This window comes from Ignavibacteria bacterium (genome assembly GCA_041649015.1).
Taxonomy (GTDB): domain Bacteria; phylum Bacteroidota; class Ignavibacteria; order Tepidaquicellales; family Tepidaquicellaceae; genus CAIKZJ01.
On the sequence record JBAZNU010000002.1, the window covers coordinates 90,046 to 108,630 of the forward strand.

The 18,585-nt window shown below is 34.0% G+C and carries 14 protein-coding genes; 4 read left to right on the top strand and 10 right to left on the bottom strand.

What is annotated here, in order from left to right; translation table 11 throughout:
* The first annotated feature begins 1 nt into the window (after window position 1).
* Genes prmC through WC644_03605 form a run of 4 tightly spaced genes read left to right on the top strand, consistent with a single transcriptional unit; the run spans window position 2 to window position 2,803 of the window.
* Window positions 2–874 (top strand): peptide chain release factor N(5)-glutamine methyltransferase, encoded by an 873-nt coding sequence (gene prmC, locus WC644_03590; protein ID MFA5011017.1) that lies wholly within the window; start codon window positions 2–4, stop codon window positions 872–874.
* A complete protein-coding gene (gene dtd, locus WC644_03595; GenBank protein ID MFA5011018.1) occupies window positions 871–1,317 on the top strand; it encodes a D-aminoacyl-tRNA deacylase in 447 nt (148 codons plus the stop codon). Before prmC ends, dtd begins: the two co-directional genes overlap by 4 nt.
* The gene (locus WC644_03600) at window positions 1,314–2,174 is read left to right on the top strand and encodes a DUF2520 domain-containing protein (protein ID MFA5011019.1); all 861 of its coding nucleotides are present in this window, start codon (window positions 1,314–1,316) and stop codon (window positions 2,172–2,174) included. Before dtd ends, WC644_03600 begins: the two co-directional genes overlap by 4 nt.
* Window positions 2,171–2,803 (top strand): hypothetical protein, encoded by a 633-nt coding sequence (locus tag WC644_03605; GenBank protein ID MFA5011020.1) that lies wholly within the window; start codon window positions 2,171–2,173, stop codon window positions 2,801–2,803. Before WC644_03600 ends, WC644_03605 begins: the two co-directional genes overlap by 4 nt.
* Here WC644_03605 and WC644_03610 read toward each other — a convergent pair.
* The 10 genes from WC644_03610 to WC644_03655 all read right to left on the bottom strand — a co-directional run bounded on the left by WC644_03610 (window position 2,800) and on the right by WC644_03655 (window position 18,580).
* Complete coding sequence (locus tag WC644_03610; protein MFA5011021.1) at window positions 2,800–3,903, bottom strand: glycosyltransferase; 1,104 nt, start codon at window positions 3,901–3,903, stop codon at window positions 2,800–2,802. The genes WC644_03605 and WC644_03610 overlap by 4 nt on opposite strands.
* 6 nt (window positions 3,904–3,909) lie before the next feature.
* On the bottom strand, window positions 3,910–6,957 hold the full coding sequence (locus WC644_03615) for a T9SS type A sorting domain-containing protein (GenBank protein ID MFA5011022.1): 3,048 nt from the start codon (window positions 6,955–6,957) through the stop codon (window positions 3,910–3,912).
* A gap of 88 nt (window positions 6,958–7,045) precedes the next feature.
* Window positions 7,046–8,149 carry a type IX secretion system outer membrane channel protein PorV gene (gene porV, locus WC644_03620; GenBank protein ID MFA5011023.1) on the bottom strand — a complete coding sequence of 368 codons (1,104 nt, stop codon included), beginning with the start codon at window positions 8,147–8,149 and terminating at the stop codon, window positions 7,046–7,048.
* A 40-nt stretch (window positions 8,150–8,189) separates the two neighbouring features.
* On the bottom strand, window positions 8,190–12,242 hold the full coding sequence (gene porU / locus WC644_03625; protein ID MFA5011024.1) for a type IX secretion system sortase PorU: 4,053 nt from the start codon (window positions 12,240–12,242) through the stop codon (window positions 8,190–8,192).
* 218 nt (window positions 12,243–12,460) lie between these two features.
* Window positions 12,461–13,279, bottom strand: a complete 819-nt coding sequence (gene rnc / locus WC644_03630; protein MFA5011025.1) for a ribonuclease III — start codon at window positions 13,277–13,279, stop codon at window positions 12,461–12,463.
* Between the two features lie 24 nt (window positions 13,280–13,303).
* On the bottom strand, window positions 13,304–14,551 hold the full coding sequence (gene fabF, locus WC644_03635; GenBank protein ID MFA5011026.1) for a beta-ketoacyl-ACP synthase II: 1,248 nt from the start codon (window positions 14,549–14,551) through the stop codon (window positions 13,304–13,306).
* A gap of 10 nt (window positions 14,552–14,561) precedes the next feature.
* Entirely contained in the window at window positions 14,562–14,804 is a 243-nt protein-coding gene (locus tag WC644_03640; GenBank protein ID MFA5011027.1) for an acyl carrier protein, read from the bottom strand.
* A 150-nt stretch (window positions 14,805–14,954) separates the two neighbouring features.
* Complete coding sequence (locus WC644_03645; protein ID MFA5011028.1) at window positions 14,955–15,566, bottom strand: hypothetical protein; 612 nt, start codon at window positions 15,564–15,566, stop codon at window positions 14,955–14,957.
* Between the two features lie 2 nt (window positions 15,567–15,568).
* Complete coding sequence (gene purL, locus WC644_03650; GenBank protein MFA5011029.1) at window positions 15,569–17,812, bottom strand: phosphoribosylformylglycinamidine synthase subunit PurL; 2,244 nt, start codon at window positions 17,810–17,812, stop codon at window positions 15,569–15,571.
* Window positions 17,813–17,827: 15 nt separating this feature from the next.
* Window positions 17,828–18,580, bottom strand: a complete 753-nt coding sequence (locus WC644_03655) for an EI24 domain-containing protein (protein MFA5011030.1) — start codon at window positions 18,578–18,580, stop codon at window positions 17,828–17,830.
* Between the last annotated feature and the right edge of the window lie 5 nt (window positions 18,581–18,585).

Here is an 18,585-nt window from a genome sequence, read left to right on the forward strand (position 1 = left end):
AATGTCCGAGCCAAAGCTAAAATCTTTGCTTGAGATACTTAATTATTCAACAAGTTATTTAAAGGAAAAGAATATAGAAAATCCGAGGCTGAATGTGGAACTGATGATTGCAGATATAATGAAATGCAAAAGGCTGCAACTATATCTTGATTATGAGAAACCATTAACGACGGACGAAAAGGAAAAACTTAAAGGATATTTAAGACGTAGAGTGAGCAGAGAACCGCTACAATATATATTAGGAAGAACAAATTTCTTTGGGTATGAAATACTATTAAATGAACACGTACTTATTCCGAGGCAGGAGACAGAAGTGCTTGTTGAAAAAATACTTAATGATGTATATGCATCGGGCAAGAAAAATGTGAAAATATTCGAATTGGGGGTTGGATCGGGCTGCATAGCAGTTGCAATAATCTCGGAACTTGGAAAGCGAGGAATAGAGTGCATTTACCATGGAATAGACATTTCAGAAGAGGGAATATCTATGGCTAAGAAGAATCTTGATATAAATAATTGTAAGAATAACAGATTAGAGATAGAAGATTTTTTAGATGAGGGTTATGAAATTAAAGAGGAATACGATTATGTTGTGTCAAATCCACCTTATGTACCGATTGATGATTATAAGAAACTAATGTCCGAAGTGAACAAGTATGAGCCTGCTTATGCGGTGACAGATTTTGGAGACGGGACAAAATTCTACCGAAAGCTTTTCAAAATGTATAAGGTAAGAAGGTTAAATTACTTTCTGGAAATTGCTTTTGATGCAACGGATAAACTTGAAAAAATATTATCAGAGGAAGGAATTAGTTATTACAATTTTGAAAAGGATTACAGTAATAATAACAGAGTTTTAATAATACGGGAATGATTGCAGTAGTACAAAGATGCATAGAGTCTTCAGTCGAAATAGAAGGCAAAGAGTATAACAGAATAGGAAAAGGTCTGATGGTCCTGCTTGGAATCAAAAAAGGTGATACGGATGTAAATATACAAAAGCTTTCACAGAAAATACTTGATTTAAGGATATTTGATGATGAGAAAGGTGTAATGAATTTAAGCATTAAGGATACCGGTGGTGAACTTCTTATAATATCACAATTTACACTTTGTGCAGACAATAATAAAAGCGGAAACAGACCGAGTTATACAATGGCGGAGGATCCTGAAAAGTCAAAACCGATGTACGATAAATTCTTAAAATATATAAGCGGGCAATATTATTCAGAAAGGGTTAAGGGTGGTATATTCGGTGCTGATATGAAAGTAAGATTAACGAATGACGGTCCTGTAACAATAATTCTGGAAAGATGAAAATAACAATAATAGGTGCGGGGAGAGTCGGGTCTGCATTCGCGATTGAGTTATTTAATAGAGGTTACAAAATACAAGCGGTAATAGATAAGTCAAAAGCAAAAGCGAGCAGGTTAGCAAAATTTGTTTATTGCAAGACATCTACAGATGAGTTAACACAGGAAATAGCGGAGAATTCGGATATAATACTACTCGCTATTAAGGATGACGATTTATTGACGTACTACAGAGAAGTAAAGCATATTGATTTCAGGAAAAGAGTTTTAGTACATTCAAGCGGAGTGTTAACATCTGAGTTATTTAAAAAATACAATGCTTACAAAAGAGATTGCGCATCGTTACATCCTGCTCAAACATTTCCAAAAGTATCCATCAAGAATAATCATTATCTTAAAGGAATATATTTTGGGATAGAAGGAGGTGATAGAGCATTAAGTATATTAAAAAATTTAACAAAGAAGCTCGGCTCGAATAATATCATATTGAAGAAAAACAATAAATCCATGTACCATCTTGGATGCGTAATCTCATCAAATTTTTTGATAGCTAATTTTTATATACTAAAAGAATTTTCGAGTGCATTAGGGATTAGCGAGAAAAGATTTTTTAATGTATTGAAACCGTTATATTTACGAACAGCGCAAAACCTTCATGAGCAGGGGGTATTAGGAAGTTTGACCGGACCTATAGTAAGGGAAGACGTCATTACGATTAAGGCGCATTTAAAATTATTGCATAGAAAATATCCGAAATTTGTGGAATATTACAGGACAGCGAGCAAAATATTAGCTGAAGTGTCAACGAGGCAAAACAAAAATTTCAATAAGAAGTTGTTATCAGAAATACTTAATGAATGAAAAAGTTAATTTTAATATATATAATATTTTTTATGAGTTCTGCTCTTTATTCACAGGATGAACGAGGAGAGCAGCAGATAGACACAACAAATAAGAAAAAAGTTTATGTATCGTCAAATGCAAAACCGTCGGGTATTTTTATAGCTCCTACATTGGGATTTGATTTTCCACTTGATGAATTTGCTAGCAATTCAAAGTATTCGATCTCATACGGGGCGAAACTTGAATTCGCATCACTGTCAATTTATCCTATTGTTGTATTCGGGCAATTCCAGTTTCAGAACCATCCTGGCAGTGATGCATTTAAGACGGAGAATCTATTAAACTCCTCAGAAACAAAGATAACATCATTTGGAGGGGGAGTTTATGTGCTTCTTAATAAGTACCTTAAATCAAATTTTACAATGCCATTTCTTGTAGCTGACGTAAAACTTTATAACGTTAAAAGAATAATTTCACCTGAAAAAGAAATTGAAGGTATAAAGTGGACTGATTCAAAAGTGGTATTTTCGGCAGGATTAGGTTTTACACTTTATATTTTCGATATAATAACAGCGTATAACTTTGCCCAAGAATACTCTTCATTGTCAGTGAAAACACAATTCAGAATACCAGTGATAAAATTTTAATGTTTCCTCTCCTTCCAGATAATTTTATATCCGAACAGAAAAGTAAAAGGAAGCAGCAGTCCATAAATTGCAAAGTAAATTTGAAATAATGGAAAATATAAAATTAAGTTTTCATAATTAAATTTTCTGTAAACAGGAATCATAATTAACAATTCAGATATCATCTTTATCACTATAAACACAAGATAGGTCAGAGGGGAGATAAACAGAAGACCAAAAACAAGAACAATATTTGAAGCATAAAGCATAAATCCGAGCAAATAACCGAGTGAGTTAATACCAATCCCACCTCTAAACCATCTTTTTTTCTGTCTATAAAGTTCTTTAAAATCAGCGCAGGGCAATGTATTGACCAAACAGTTGGGATTAATCGGGTAAAAAACCTTAAATCTTTTATCTGATATAATCTTTCTTAGCAAGGCAAGGTCTTCAGTAACAGAGAATTTAAGTTTTTCGTAACCACCGATAGAATTATACGCCTCAGCGGATACAGAAAGATTATTTCCGATGCAGCTTAATTCCGCACTAATACCAGAACTTGCAGAAGCGAGGGATTGAAGGTAAATCCAATCGAGTGACTGAAGCTTGGAGAACAAACCTTTTGAGTAATCAATCTTAGTAAATCCGCAGAGCAAACCTATATTATCGTGATAATATCTTGCAGATTCTATGAGCCAGTTTTTATTTACTGTACAGTCAGCATCGGTCATCATTAAAATTTCGCCTTTGGATTTCGAAATACCGTATGACAATGCTTTTACTTTACCTGTGAGTATCGAATCGGGTGCATCGATAGTATCAAGTATAATAAATTCTTTACGATATTCGGTACATTGATGCATAATATTTTTTGTGGAATCCGATGATTTATCATTGACGAGTATTACTTCATATTTATCTTCAGGATAGACGATATTTTTCAAGGAATTAATACAGACTTCAATATTATTTTCTTCGTTTCGTGCAGCAACAATTACTGAAATAAAAGGAAAACGGTCTGAGGAATTTTGTTTAATTCCATCAGACCGCTTTAAACCGAAATATAATAATAAGTGTAATGAGAAATATACAGCAATAATTATGAGTACTGCAATATCCATCCGGTACTATTTTACGACAGCAATCTTAATGACTTTTGTCTCTTTACTACCATCAATAACTGCTTCTACAACGCCGTAATAGATACCGCTTTGTACTTTTGAAACATCCCAAATTACTTCATTATCGTTATTCGAAAAAGTAGTTCCTGTCAGAGTTGTGACAAGCTCACCAGCAAGGTCCAGAATCTTAATGTTAACAGAAGAAGCATTTCCATTTATATAATATCTTACAAACGTTTTAGATACATAAACCGGATTAGGCCAGTTATAAACTCTATCCGAAGGAAGTTTATCGGAATAGGTAACTGCTGATTGAACTCCCTTGAAATTATTGTTTGAGAAATGATTATCTCTCAGGTAATTTTTCCAAAGTACATTTTCCGCTTTATATCTCTTATCAGTCCGGAATAAATACACGTAACCATCTCCTGCTACGAGTCCGATTGCAAGAGTATCATTATAATTAAAGATTGCAGGAGTAGAGTAGTTATTAGGACCAGCTTTTACAGGAAAACCACTAACTGATTTTCCATTAATTCCGATACAGTTTAAATCACCAGACTGTGTTGAAAGCAGAACATCAAAAATACCGTCATCATTCACATCAGCAACGGATATTCCGGAAAGTATTGCAGATTCAACTTTCAGTGGAAAATTATCAAGGAGAACACCGTTTGAGTTTACTGCATAAAGCAAATTATTACTTGTAAATAAAATTTCCTGTTTGCCGTCCTTATTAACATCAGCACTTATGATATTCTTTATAACAGAACTGTATTCCAAATTTATTTTATTACCATTTATCCAGAGTTCATTGTTACTGTAGAGCGTAATATAATCCGAGGAGTTTGATGAAATGAAATTGCCCGATATAGTGTTCAGTTGGGGATTTATACTAGTTCTGTAGTTAATAGAATTATCGCGCGAAAATTTATTAACCTGTTCTCTAATAACTGTATCCTTCGGAATAAGCTGATTAATGTTAAGAAGCTTTTCATAAACGAAACCATTGTTGAAGCCGAGAACAACTTTAGATGAATCTAAGACAAGGGGAGGTGCAGAAACTATGTAGTTTAAGCTGATGATAGAAGTATCAGTAATACCTGAAGAGTTGACTTTAAAAAATCCAATTCCGGAATTAGTAGTATTACTTTGAAGAGCAATTAACCTATAATCATTAGTATAACCAAAAAAGCCTGATGTTACGGGGAAAGATCCAAAACCATTGAACAGGAGACCACTTGAATTAGCAAGTCCATCACCGTTATTTTTATACGCGTAAATATTTATTCCATTATTAACGAACAATTCCTCTTTACCATCATTGTTTATGTCAATAGGAATGACCTGTGAAAACTCATTATTAATGCTGCCACCGATATATTTTGGAAATCCGGGAACCGGTGAAAGCTGAGTACTACCTACTTTCACTTTGAATTTCATAACGTTAGAAATCGTGTCAAAATCAGTAATATAAATGTTATTATTAGCAAGTGTGTAACTTAGTGAATTTGGTATAGAAGTTGGAGTAAATTCATTTTTGTATATTGTTGAAGGAACGTAGTGTTTACCATTATACCAGAAATCAACAAACGAGCCATCTCCTGTTACAGCACCAAAAGGTGTATTGAAAGTAACACCGATATCCTGCGATCCTTTAGCTTCTTCGAGGTCTACACCTTTATGCTCAATATTGTTATTTATAGTGTTTGATGCAAAATTCGATTCAATGACACTCTCGTCAATTTGCCAGATAAGAATACCGCCACTAAAATTGGAAGTATCAGAAATATCCCCAGGAAGACTCCAGTCAAGGTAAGATACATCAGTCAGGTTTCCATTGATTTTATAAATATCATAATTGATGAAACCATCAACATCTTTAATGAAAAGTAATGAGTCTTTAAACGCTCTATTTCTTGTGTAAACTGTTTGTCCTGTGTTGTACGGATTTCTATTCCGATTTTCAAGGAGAAAATATTCCTTACTGTTAATTAAAATTTTAAAAATTGTAGAGTCCTGCTGCACAGGGATTGAGGATGTTTTTAGATTATAAAAATTATCACCAGAAGATATTACTACTGGTTGTATCCAACCAAGGTATATTTTTTCCCATGCTGACGGTTCGGGAGGGAAAATACCGTTGAAACTAAAAAGTGACTGACCGTCCATTAGACCAAAACGGCCGATACCAGTCTTTCCAGTTTTCGTATTGAAAAGGTCCGGAAGCCCGAGATAGCTACCGACACTACCGACGAGAATGCCGTTTATACCGAGTTGAAGAAGGAAATCGCCGCTTGTTAAATTCAACATTCTCAGCTCCGTAGAAGGAATAATCATTGAATTATTTATGACAAATCCTTCCTGAGTTACAAAACCGTTATAACTCTGACCGTAAATATCTTTCAATGTTTTAAGTCCCAGATAAACTGAAGGGATGTCGTAAGGTGTGGGATCGAAACCGAAAATTGATGATAAATCAATATCTCTCCCCACGCCTGCATGAAAGAGTACGAATGCAGTTTTATTCGGGTCATAAACAGAAAAGTCTATATAATTATCAGCAATTATCCATGCATCCTTGAATAATTCACCGAGTTTCAGATTTGATTCATTCTTTTGAGGTGAATATTCTTTCATAACTTTAGGCAAAGTAATTACGTTACCATAAATTTCATATGTAATATTCAATTTTCCTTTTGAAGATTTTGCAAAGTAATTCTTAACAAAAAGGAGATGATCGGCAAAATATGCGCTATCGTAAGGAGGTGAATCAATAACAGTATCTCTTTGAAATGAAGGATCATAATATTTATTAGATAAATCAAATTTGCCATTTCCTGTTGATAAAGGGTCGGAATCAGTTTGAAAATCAACAAGAATAGCAACAATCTTTAGCGAATCAGAGAATTTAATATAGGGTTTGGGAGAATATCCATTATTATTGGTTAATGTATGAGCCAGTCTTAAATTGCTTTTAGGAATGTTTTTCTGTGCATATAATGAGCATGTAAAAATTATAGTAAATACTAATGCGAAAGAGATTTTTTTCATTTGAATTATAAAATATTAATAAATTTAAAAGGCATATATCTTTTAAATATATGCCTTTCATAAGCTTTTAAAAAGGGATTAAGCATTATTAAAATGCTACAATCAATCCGAATCTAAGGGTGTTTGCAAGCGGATGATTATCTTCAGTACCTGTAATATAACTGAAGTCAAATCCATATAGAGAGTATCTTAGTCCTGCACCGAGGGTCATAAACCTTCTGTTACCGTTTGAAGGATCTTCGTAGAAATAACCAGCTCTAAGAGCGATGAGTTTTGGGTTTCCATACCAGTACTCAGCTCCTACAGATGTCTGGAATGAAGAAGCAATCCCTTCTATTCCACCTTTCCATGAAGTAAAAAAAGCTTTATAGAATGGATCAACTGTCCCATCAGCATTTCTGTTAACAAGAAGTTTGGCAAAATCGGCAGTAATATACAGCTCGTTACCTTCATTTTTAAGAAGTGTGTAAGCCACACCAAACCTCAACTGAGTAGGTAACGGGTCTGCCTGAGAAGCATCAACGTAAGATATTTTCGGTCCCATGTTAGAAAGATTAACACCGAATGAAAACTTATCTTTGAGGAATTTTGGACCTCTATCCATTTTGTAAAGCATAGAAAGGTCAAAACTCGTTGTGAAAGCAGTACCTGTACCCTTTTCATTTCCGACAGTAACATCGTTTGGTGACAATCTACTATAAATAAGTCTTGCAACTACGCCAAGTCCAATAGGTTTGCTAATTTTAGTAGCATAACCGAGTGCGAATGCAAATTCGTAGGCTTTATAATCTTTACCTGTGAGATTTCCGAATTCATCAGTCGTAATAACATCACCGATATTAAGGTACGTCAAACTAGCGCCTACAGTACCATTGATTGATTTTACATACTGGCGTGCAGCAAGGTAGTCATAGAACAAGTCAGAAAGTCCTAATCCGGGCAGCCATGGTGAATGTGTGAAGTTGATTTCGGTACCTGTTTGCTGAAAAGCCAGGCCAGAAGCATTCCAGTGCATAGCGGTAGCATCATCGGCAAAAGCCGTACCTGTTTCACCCATACCCGACATTCTTGAGTTTGGTCCGATTAATAGAAAAGGGACACCAGTTGAAATAGTGTTTTGTGCATAAGTCGTATCAAAATAGAAAAAAGCAACAATTGCTAATACTAATCCGATCAATGACTTAACTTTCAAATTACTTAACATTTTACCTCCGTTAAATATTATATTTATATTATTTTAATTTTACCAGCTTACCTGTTTGAACGTTAGAGTACGAACCATCGTCCGATTTGACAATAAGTTTGTATATGTAAGTACCATTAGCTATATAATCACCGTCGGCATCCTTACCGTCCCACTCTATTGAAACATTCTTATCACTTATATTAGTTCTTTTAATATTCTGAATCTTCCTTCCTGCAACTGTGTATATGTACAAGTCAGCATTAAGCGGTACATCAAAATTGTGCTGGAATGTGAATTGCGTATTATCTTTCATTGGATTCGGGAAATTATATACATTAGAAACAACAAGATTCGAAGTACTCTTGACTACAAAATTAGCGAATGTTTCTTTAAAGTTATTATAAGTATCCCAACCAATTATTTTAATAGTATAATTTCCATCAGGAAGGTTATCAAACTTATATTCAACAGTGCCATATTGATATCCATTAGTTGTATTATAAAATTGTGTAAGGTCAATTTTATTATTTTCGTCATCATTCAAGGTTGCTTCAATTTTATGACCTATTGTACCGGTTAAGTTCATACCGCTCTCATCGAAGAAATCAGCAATGAGTTTTGGATTTTGGTTTACAATATCGCCGTTCCTAAAGCTTTTGCTTTCCATAAACAGACTAATATCGGGGCTGATTGTGTCTTTCACTCCTGAAGTATCTATACCGTTTAATACAAAATTTCCAGAATATCCGGAACCTTCGAAGGAAGAATTACTAAAGTAACCCAAAATCTGACCATTTCCATTATTGTAGGAAATATCTTTTGGCACAATAAACTCTATATTCCATCTACCATTAATAACTTTAGCTTTACCTTTAAAAATTGTTCCTCCATCCAAACGAAAATTGAAGTATCTGCCAAAATCAATGAATGAAACATTTTTATTAACATCAAGCACTTTAAGTTCAATATCACCATTAAAATTATCCCAGAAAGTTGAGTCAGATTTTAGAATACTTCCTGAAATTTTCATTTTCTGAAGTGCTTGAACGATAACAGTATCAAAAGTAACAGATTTTCCGTTAATGCTATCAATTCTTGTAAAATATTGCGGAATCCCCAACCTTAATGATGGGTCTCCAATAAGGCAAAACTTCATGTCATTTTCAAGTATTGTTGGAAGCTGATTCTTAACATTGAACATTGCCTTACCTACTCTGATGGGTAAATTTAAAGTATCTTTAACAAACATCAAATTATCCCATAATGCATTATTAAAGGTCTCATTATATGTCGCATAAACAGGTCGGGTAGCTGCAATAACTCCAATTGCACCTGCATTGCTCAAATAAACAAGTTGCTCGCCAGCACTTATTAAGAACGGGTCATCCCAGCGAGCAAGGTCGCAGCTTGCAATAGTAACCAAAGGATATTTATTTTTATTATCTAATTGAGGAACGGATTCTTCTCTCACGAAAACATGTTCATGAGCCCAAAGGTCTGTGCTTCCGTGTCCAGTATAATTTATCAACAACCGACCTTCGTTCCAACCTTTAATTATATCAACATTTGCACCAGGTTTTCTTCTACCTTGTGGAGTAATAATTGCAGGATAAGTGACGATATAAATTTTTTCCTTCTCAAAATCTTTGGGTGTATGTGATTCAGCAAGCCTTTCACACTGATCTGTGTGTAACGATCCTTCTTGCCCCTGATTATTTTCAGTAGTCCATCCATCATCTGCGACGTACATAATTTCTTTCTTCCAGCTTCCAATATTTGAGTTTGATTCATATTCGATTACTTTATCTACGACCGTATTCGCTTCAGCAAGAGAATTTACACAGAAACGTCCGGTGGAAAAATCAGTCCGAACAGCTTCAGGAGATGTAAAATTCTCATTTATATCACAAATAAAATCATCGCTATTGTAGCTGGATATTTCATTCATAGTAGGATCTGATCTTTCGATTGGAGGAACATAATTCTTGAAGTTAAGGTTATATATATTCTTATAATCGAAACTGCCATCTCCTAAGAAAAGGACATATACAGGTCTTTTAGTCCAGTTATTGTATGCATACTTAAGCAGGTTTCTCATTGCAACAGGATCAAGTAAACCGCCTGAAAACTCATTATAAACTTGATTTAATTCCAGGACGAGTGTTTTAAGATAATTCGGGTGGCCTTCGCCGGGTGCTTCCCGCTGAGCTTTGAGCCTGTTTGCGGCAGAAAGAAACTCGCTTGCGGTAAATATGATAAAATCAGCACCATCAGAAATACCTCTAATATTCTGATTGGGGATTTTTGAAGAAATAGAACTCGGAGTTTTGTAACCATTATCTCCGACAACATAGTAATCTTTGATCGAACCATAATTTGTATTATCCTGAAATCTTACTACCCTGTTTGAGTATGAAATTGGAATAATAATAGAAATTTCATTAAATGCGGAGACTTTAAATACCTTTACGGAAGAAGAGTTAAATGGTGATGCCTGATATTCAATCGTTCCGATTGTGTCGGGTGATGTTATTTTTAATAAATTATTTGATGCAGAGCCTGTTGATCTATTGTAAAAGACTTCAAGATAATCATAATATCCCGAAACGGAGGGATAATTCAACTGGTTTGGCAATGAAGCGATTAAATTCATATTTGAATTACCGCTATTTAATATGTATTCAAATGATGTTGTTGACAAAGTAATATGAGAAAAAACACCATTAACACCATATATAGACTGGTAAGTTGAAAATCCAGAATTATCATCTTTGATTAAGTATGTTGCGTCTTGTGAACCACCGTTACCAAGAACAAGTTTACATTTAATTAAGGAACCCGGGACATAACCGGGTAAAGGTTTGTTAAAGGCAAAAAATTCATTGTAACCTATTCTCTGACTAACCCAGAGGTTACCTGTTGTACCAAGATTATTAACTTCAGGTTCTTCGAAAAATTTATCCCTGAAAAAATGTAATGGTTCTAGATTTGGGATATTTTGTGACGAAGTTTCAGACATCCTTAATCCGTTAACGCCTCCAAAGGTTATAAAATAAAAATTAGAATTTGAATATGTGTTTAATTTATGGAAAAATGACTGGCCTTGGAGAAACCATTGGTGCGGTGACTGACCGTAAAAAAGAATAAAGTCATTATCATCAAATACACCGTCTTGTTCTCCGGAGACATAAACGGGATTCTGTACCAGATCTTCAGGTACTGCAGCGGAATTTAAATAGGGAAGTTCAGCACCGCCATTCCCATAGATCTTAATCGTTCTTGGGTCTATTCCTGAAATATTTATACCGGCCTGGCTAAGAAAATTCTTGTCTAGCTTATACATCCCTGTTTCTTTAACTTCAATTTTGTAGTAATCACCTGAAGCGAGAACACTTGGAACAATAGATTTTTTTATTGTGTTATATTCTTGAGTAACCCACATTTTTGAATTTGACCAATTTACAGCAATATCTTTCATGAAATCATCCTCAGCTCTTGTGTTGGGTTTTGAAGAGAATATCGGATTAGCTGAGAAGACAATTCTAAATCGCAAACTAGTAATTCTACGAATACTTTTTGAGAGGGGATTAAACTGAACAGGATTAATCTGAGCAATTCCAAAATATTTATTTCTGAAAATTCCATCCTGAATAAATTCAGCGTTTAATATTGGGTATGGGGAATTCAAAGAATATAATGAATCGTTATATTTATAATCAAAAATAACTTCCAATTTATCTTTAGAGCGTTTCTGTTCAGGAACAGGTTTTACTTCAATATTATTTATTTCTTCATATTTAACATCCAAAATTTCAATTCTATTGTTAGAATATCCAGGCGTAATAACGGGAAAAAATCTACTGCCGATATCAGGGTGACCGACCCGATTTGTATTATGAACTGAATTTATAAATTCAGTATTAGAAGTATATTTTGGAGTGAATTCAATTTCAACATATGAGTTTCCAGAGTAGATGACAGTAAAATCCACCGGTGAGGAATAATGTTTAATTACCTCATTTCTTGTATCCGGTTGTGAAAACAACGGAGATACAATAAGAAAGAAAAATATTAAATATAAGAATTTAGTAAAATTCATAAACTTGATTTTAGTAACATATTAAATATATAGTATAAAAAAACCATTCATTAAAGATTATCCTAATGCCGAATTGTTAGTCTTTAATAAATGGTACGTTATTTTAATAATTGAATTTTTAATTTAAAAATAGTATCGAAATACTTGTATATTGTCTCCTTTTATTTTTACAAAGATATACTTGATTTCAAAAATTGTCAAGCCCTTAACATAAAATTTTACTTTTTTCTCTTTATACCCATTTTATCAATAGAATCCAGGTTCTGTAACGCATTCTTCGCAGCTTCTTGTTCAGCCTGTTTCTTTGATTTTCCCTTACCGATACCGAGACAGTGATTTGCAAGATGAACTTCAACAGTAAAAAGTTTATGATGTTCAGGGCCTTCCTCTTTAATAATTCTGTAATCCGGAATAAAATCTGTATGCGCCTGAGCATATTCAAGGAAACGACTTTTAAAGTTCTCATCAAACTGATTTAGCCATTTAACGTCAAGTTTAGAGAATATTTCTATGTTCAGGAATTTCTTTGCATTTTCATAACCTGAGTCTAGAAAAATTGCTCCTATCAAAGCTTCATAAGCATCTGCCAGTATAGCATCGTAACCCTGGTCTATTGATTTCAAAGCCGTATTAGAAGCGAGGAGGAATTCCTGAATCTTTATATTTTTTGCCCTTTCTGCAAGAAATCTTTTATTAACCAGAATTGAACGAAACTTAGTAAGGTCACCTTCCTCGTTTAAAGGAAAATTCCTGTAAAGAAATTCTGCTACGATTAAATCAAGAACAGCATCACCAAGAAACTCAAGCCGCTCGTTTGAAATAAGATTAACTTTTGAAGAATCTTTTTTGATTTTCAGGAAGGAACGGTGGGTAAGCGCGTTTATAAAATAATTTTTATCAATTATCTTATAGTGTATAGCTGATTGAAATTTTTCAAAGTCTATTTTTTTTGTTGCTTTAGAAAAAGAATCTCCAGACGGAGATTCCTTTTTTAAAAACGGTATAAATATTTTAAGTTTATTTAATAATTTGAACATAAAAAACGAAAATCAACGCGTATATTAATTTTCAAATTTTCTGAATACAATAGCAGTATTATGTCCACCAAATCCTGAATTATCTGATAGTACTGCATTAATATTACGCTTAACAGCTACATTTGGAGTGTAATTCAAGTCACAATCCGGATCTTTTTCATTATAATTTATTGTTGGGGGGACTATACCGTATTTAATAGTTAACAAAGCAGCAATAGATTCGATTGCTCCTGCAGCACCTAATAAATGTCCAACCATAGATTTAATCGAATGTATATTCAAATTGTATGCATGATCGCCAAATACGGTTTTAATTGCAGCAGTTTCATTCCTATCATTAGGAGGTGTCGAAGTGCCATGAGCATTAACGACATCGATTTCTTCAGGTTTCATACCTGAATCGACAATAGCTATTTTCATCGCTCTTGCAACACCCTCGCCATTTGGTGCTGGGTCAGTTATGTGATGTGCATCGGCAGTTAAACCAACACCGGCAATTTCACCGTAAATATTAGCACTTCTTGAAAGAGCATGTTCAAGACTTTCAATAACTATTGTAGCTCCACCCTCTCCCATAACAAATCCATCGCGAGTTTTGTCAAATGGACGTGATGCGGTTTCGGGTGTATCGTTCCTGGTTGAAAGTGCTTTCATTGCGTTGAAGCCGCCAATACCCATCGGACAGATAACAGCTTCAGACCCACCTGTAATCATCACATCAGCATCACCTCTTTGAATAAGCATGAATGAATCAATGATAGCATTAGATGATGTAGCGCAGGCTGATGTAGTTGCATAATTTGGTCCTTTCAGTGCATATTTCATAGATATTCTTCCCGCTGCAATATCAGCAATTAACATAGGAATGAAGAATGGACTAATTCTGTCAGGATTCCCACCACGATCGTAAAGAATATTTTGTTGTTTATGGTAAGTCCACATACCTCCAATACCTGAACCGTAAACGACTCCAATTCTTTCTTTATTTACTGTATCGAGATTTAATCCACTGTCAGTAATTGCCATATCAGAAGCAACCATGGCATATTGGGTAAATGGATCAATTCTCTGTGAGAGTTTTCTATCCATGTAATTCAATGGATCGAAACCTTTTAACTCTGCAGCGAATTTTGTAACGAATTCTGTAGTATCGAAATAAGTAATCGGACCAATACCACTTTTGCCTTCGACAAGTGAATTCCAAAAATCAACTACTGTTAACCCAATAGGTGTAATGGCACCCACGCCTGTAACTACTACTCTTTTTTTCATTTATTGTATATTAACCTTTTTTTGCAAGAATATAATTAACGGCATCATCAACTTTTGCGATTTTTTCTGCATCTTCATCGGGGATTTTAATATCGAATTCTTCCTCAAATTTCATGATTAATTCAACTGTATCAAGAGAATCTGCACCTAAGTCGTTTATAAAATGTGCTTCGGAGGTGATTTTAGATTCTTCAACACCAAGTTTATCAATGATTGCTTGCTTTACTTTTGCTTCGACTTCTGCTTTTGTCATTTTAAATTACTCCTTTAATTTATTAAATAATTGATTAATATAGTTATATATTACATATTTTTAAAGTATAAAATGTTTCGAAAAGTATAATTTTTTAAATGCAAAAATATTTTATACCGTTATTTTCAATTGGGAAGATACGCAAATTCATCATATATCTTTCTGCGGCCTTCGTACTTTAAAATCACCTTTTAGGGGATATTTGCTGTAATTTACGTTATTTATTACTGTTTTTCCATTATCTTTCTGAGATGTACCAGCCCAGATACCAAATGCATAGGGTTTATTTTTCACATAGACGAGTGATTCGAATATAATCACATGTGTTTTCCAAATGACGAGATCGCCAGTAATAATATCATTTAAACCTGTAATAGTAACTAATGGAATAATGTCCTGAAAAAGATCGTCATTAAACAGGTCCCGGGAAAGAGCGTTTTCTTTTGGTGTTTTATACCCCGCTTTATGAAGAGTATTAAGAGCAAAAATATTGCATTTAGAAGTATTTTTAATAATAAGTTGATAATTATTTAGCCAATACAAATACGTTGTATCTTCAAATGGTGAGTACATTTTGTTTTCTCTTTCGTTTAATGCAGTTGAAATTATATCATATTTTTCGACAACGTTTGCTTTTTTTAAAATAGATACAGTATCGGAATTATCAATATCAGAATCTTTATTAGAAGAAGTACATCCGGTAACAATAACAGTTATAATTACGATTGAAAGACCAATAAAATAATTCGATAGAGCTCTCAAGTTTACTCCATTAATTTGTGAATACTATTGAAATATGAATCTTTTATCTTTTCAAGTTCCAATTCAATAAAATCATTAATTTTAAGAACAGAACCACCTGTTTTTCCAATTAATTCAATATACACACTGTTCTTCTCCGCAAGGTCAAAAATTTTATTCTTGTTTTCTTTCTCGGCAGATATAATAATTCTTGATTGAGATTCACTAAATAGAACAAAATCTTTTCTTGAAACGGTTGGAATAAAAATCTCACAACCGAAGGATTGATGATAACCCATGATACAGCATTCAGCTAAAGCTACAGCAAGGCCTCCATCAGATACATCGTGCGCTGATTTGATGAGTCCTTTATTTATAGCCTTAAGAACAAATTCGTGAAGGTTTTTTTCGTTTATCAACGATAATTGCGGAGCGTCACCTTTGACAATTTTGTGAATTCTGCTAAGATATTCAGTACCTCCTATTTCGTATAAATCTCTTCCAATTACGTAAATATCGTCATTTTCGTTCTTAAAGTAACTTGTCATCATTTTGTTATTATCATCTATTAATCCCACCATACCAATAGTTGGAGTAGGAAAGACCGCATAATCTTTTGAAAGATTATAAAAACTCACGTTACCACCTGTTACAGGAGTTCCAAGAAATCTGCATGCATCCCCTATACCCTTAACACATTCAGCAAACTGGTAGTACATTTCAGGATTATAAGGATCACCGAAATTCAGGCAGTTCGTAATTGCTAGAGGAACCGCACCGGTACATACGACATTTCTTGCACTTTCGCATACGGCAATCATACCTCCTAAATATGGATTGAGATATGAGTATCTTCCGTTGCAGTCGGTTTTCATTGCAAGACTTTTTTTAGTACCTTTTATTCTAATCACAGATGCATCACCACCGGGCATTAAAGAAGTATTTGTACGTACCTGAGAATCATACTGTTCGTAAACCCATTGTTTATTCGTTATATTAGGGGATGATAAAAGTTTCAGTAAAACATCATTACAGTCATCAGGTTCATATATTTTGCTCTGATCAAATGAAGAAGTTTCTTCTAAATATTCGGGTCTCTTAGTTTCTCGATTGTATACAGGCGCACCACCACCCAGTACCAAAACATTTGCTGGAATGTCAGCTTCAAGTTTATCTTTGTAAAAAATTTTAATTCGATCATCTGAAATAACTTTCCCGATTTCGACGCAATTTAAATCCCATTTATTAAAAACATCTTTAACAATTTCCTCTTTTCCTTTGTGTGCAACGAGAAGCATTCTTTCCTGTGATTCAGAAAGCATAATTTCGTAAGCGGACATATTTTCATCACGGAGTGGAACTTTATCAAGAATAATTTCCATCCCGCAACAACCTTTTGCACTCATTTCACTTGATGAACAGGTTAAACCTGCAGCACCCATATCCTGAATACCAACAACTGCACCTGAACGAATCACTTCAAGAGTGGCCTCAAGAAGCAGTTTCTCGGTGAATGGATCTCCGACCTGAACACTTGGTCTTTTTGATTCCGATTCTTCAGAAATTTCTACTGATGCAAATGTTGCACCGTGAATTCCATCTTTTCCTGTTGAAGAGCCTACTATGAATACAGGATTTCCAATACCCGCAGCAGTTGCTGAAGCTGTTTGATTATGCTTAACTATTCCAACTGCCATTGCATTTACAAGAGGATTATCCTGATAGCATTCTTCAAAATAAATTTCTCCGCTTACAGTTGGAACACCGAAACAATTACCATAATCTCCAATACCTTTAACAACATTCTTGAAGAGGAATTTGCTTCGAGTTGTAATTGAATCATCTGTTTCATCTTCAATTTTACCGAATCTTAATGAATTAAGAGCAGCCACCGGACGAGCCCCCATAGTGAATATATCTCTGAGAATTCCTCCAACTCCTGTTGCGGCACCCTGATAAGGTTCCACAGCTGAGGGATGATTATGTGATTCAATTTTGAAAGCAACTGCGAGCCCATCACCGATATCAACTAGTCCTGCATTTTCCTCACCTGCAGAGACAAGCAGATTTCCACCGCTTCTAGGCAGAGTTTTTATCTGTAATATAGAATTTTTATATGAACAATGTTCACTCCACATAACAGAGAATATTCCAAGTTCAGTGTAAGTAGGAACTCTCTTTAATATCTCGAGTATTCTTTTATACTCATCATTTGTAAGTCCAAGTTCAAGGGCAAGGGTAAGATCGACAATTGGTTCAGATATCATTATTTCAATTTATGTTTAATTATATTGTAAGTTGCTGTATTGTTTTTCAAAATAAAAAGCTGTTCCGCTTATAACACAAAGCGGTTTTAATATTACGTTAACAACGGGCAAAAAATTAATCAGGAATGCAGCACATCCAAATCCCATTGAATAAAAAGGTTTTGAAGATGTAATTCTTATTTTCTTTCTAAGTGAATAGTAGCGCCTTGTCATAGGATAATCAAAAAAGTCTAATGCATTAAAGAAAAATGAAAATAAAGAACTTAAAACTACGGAAATAATACTACCGATTAAAGGGATAAATCCGATTAAAAAGAAAATAAAAATAAAAATGAGATAAAATGATAGTTTTTTGATTTCCGAGAGTATATTTAGCCATGTATCTTTCCAAAATCCAGGATTGTAATTAGTTTTCACCCCAGTTAGATTCTCTTCTATTATTAATGATATATTCTCATTAAAAGGAGCGGAGATAATTCCTCCAATAATCAGAAGAATAAAATAGCAAATTACAAGTACAAGAATGAATGATATAACAAGTATTAACACATTAATGAATTCTGACCAGAAACCCGCATTGCTCGTATCTGCACCTGTAAGTTTAGCACTTTTATCCATAATCCAAGTGTAGATTAGCAAAAAGGTTGAAACGTATAAAAACATATTTATTGTTACAGGGATTATTGAGTGAATTATTGTTTTTGGATATTTAAAGAAAAGTCCTATGCTCTTAAACGGATAAATAAAACCTTCAAAAAAATTCTTCATGGAAT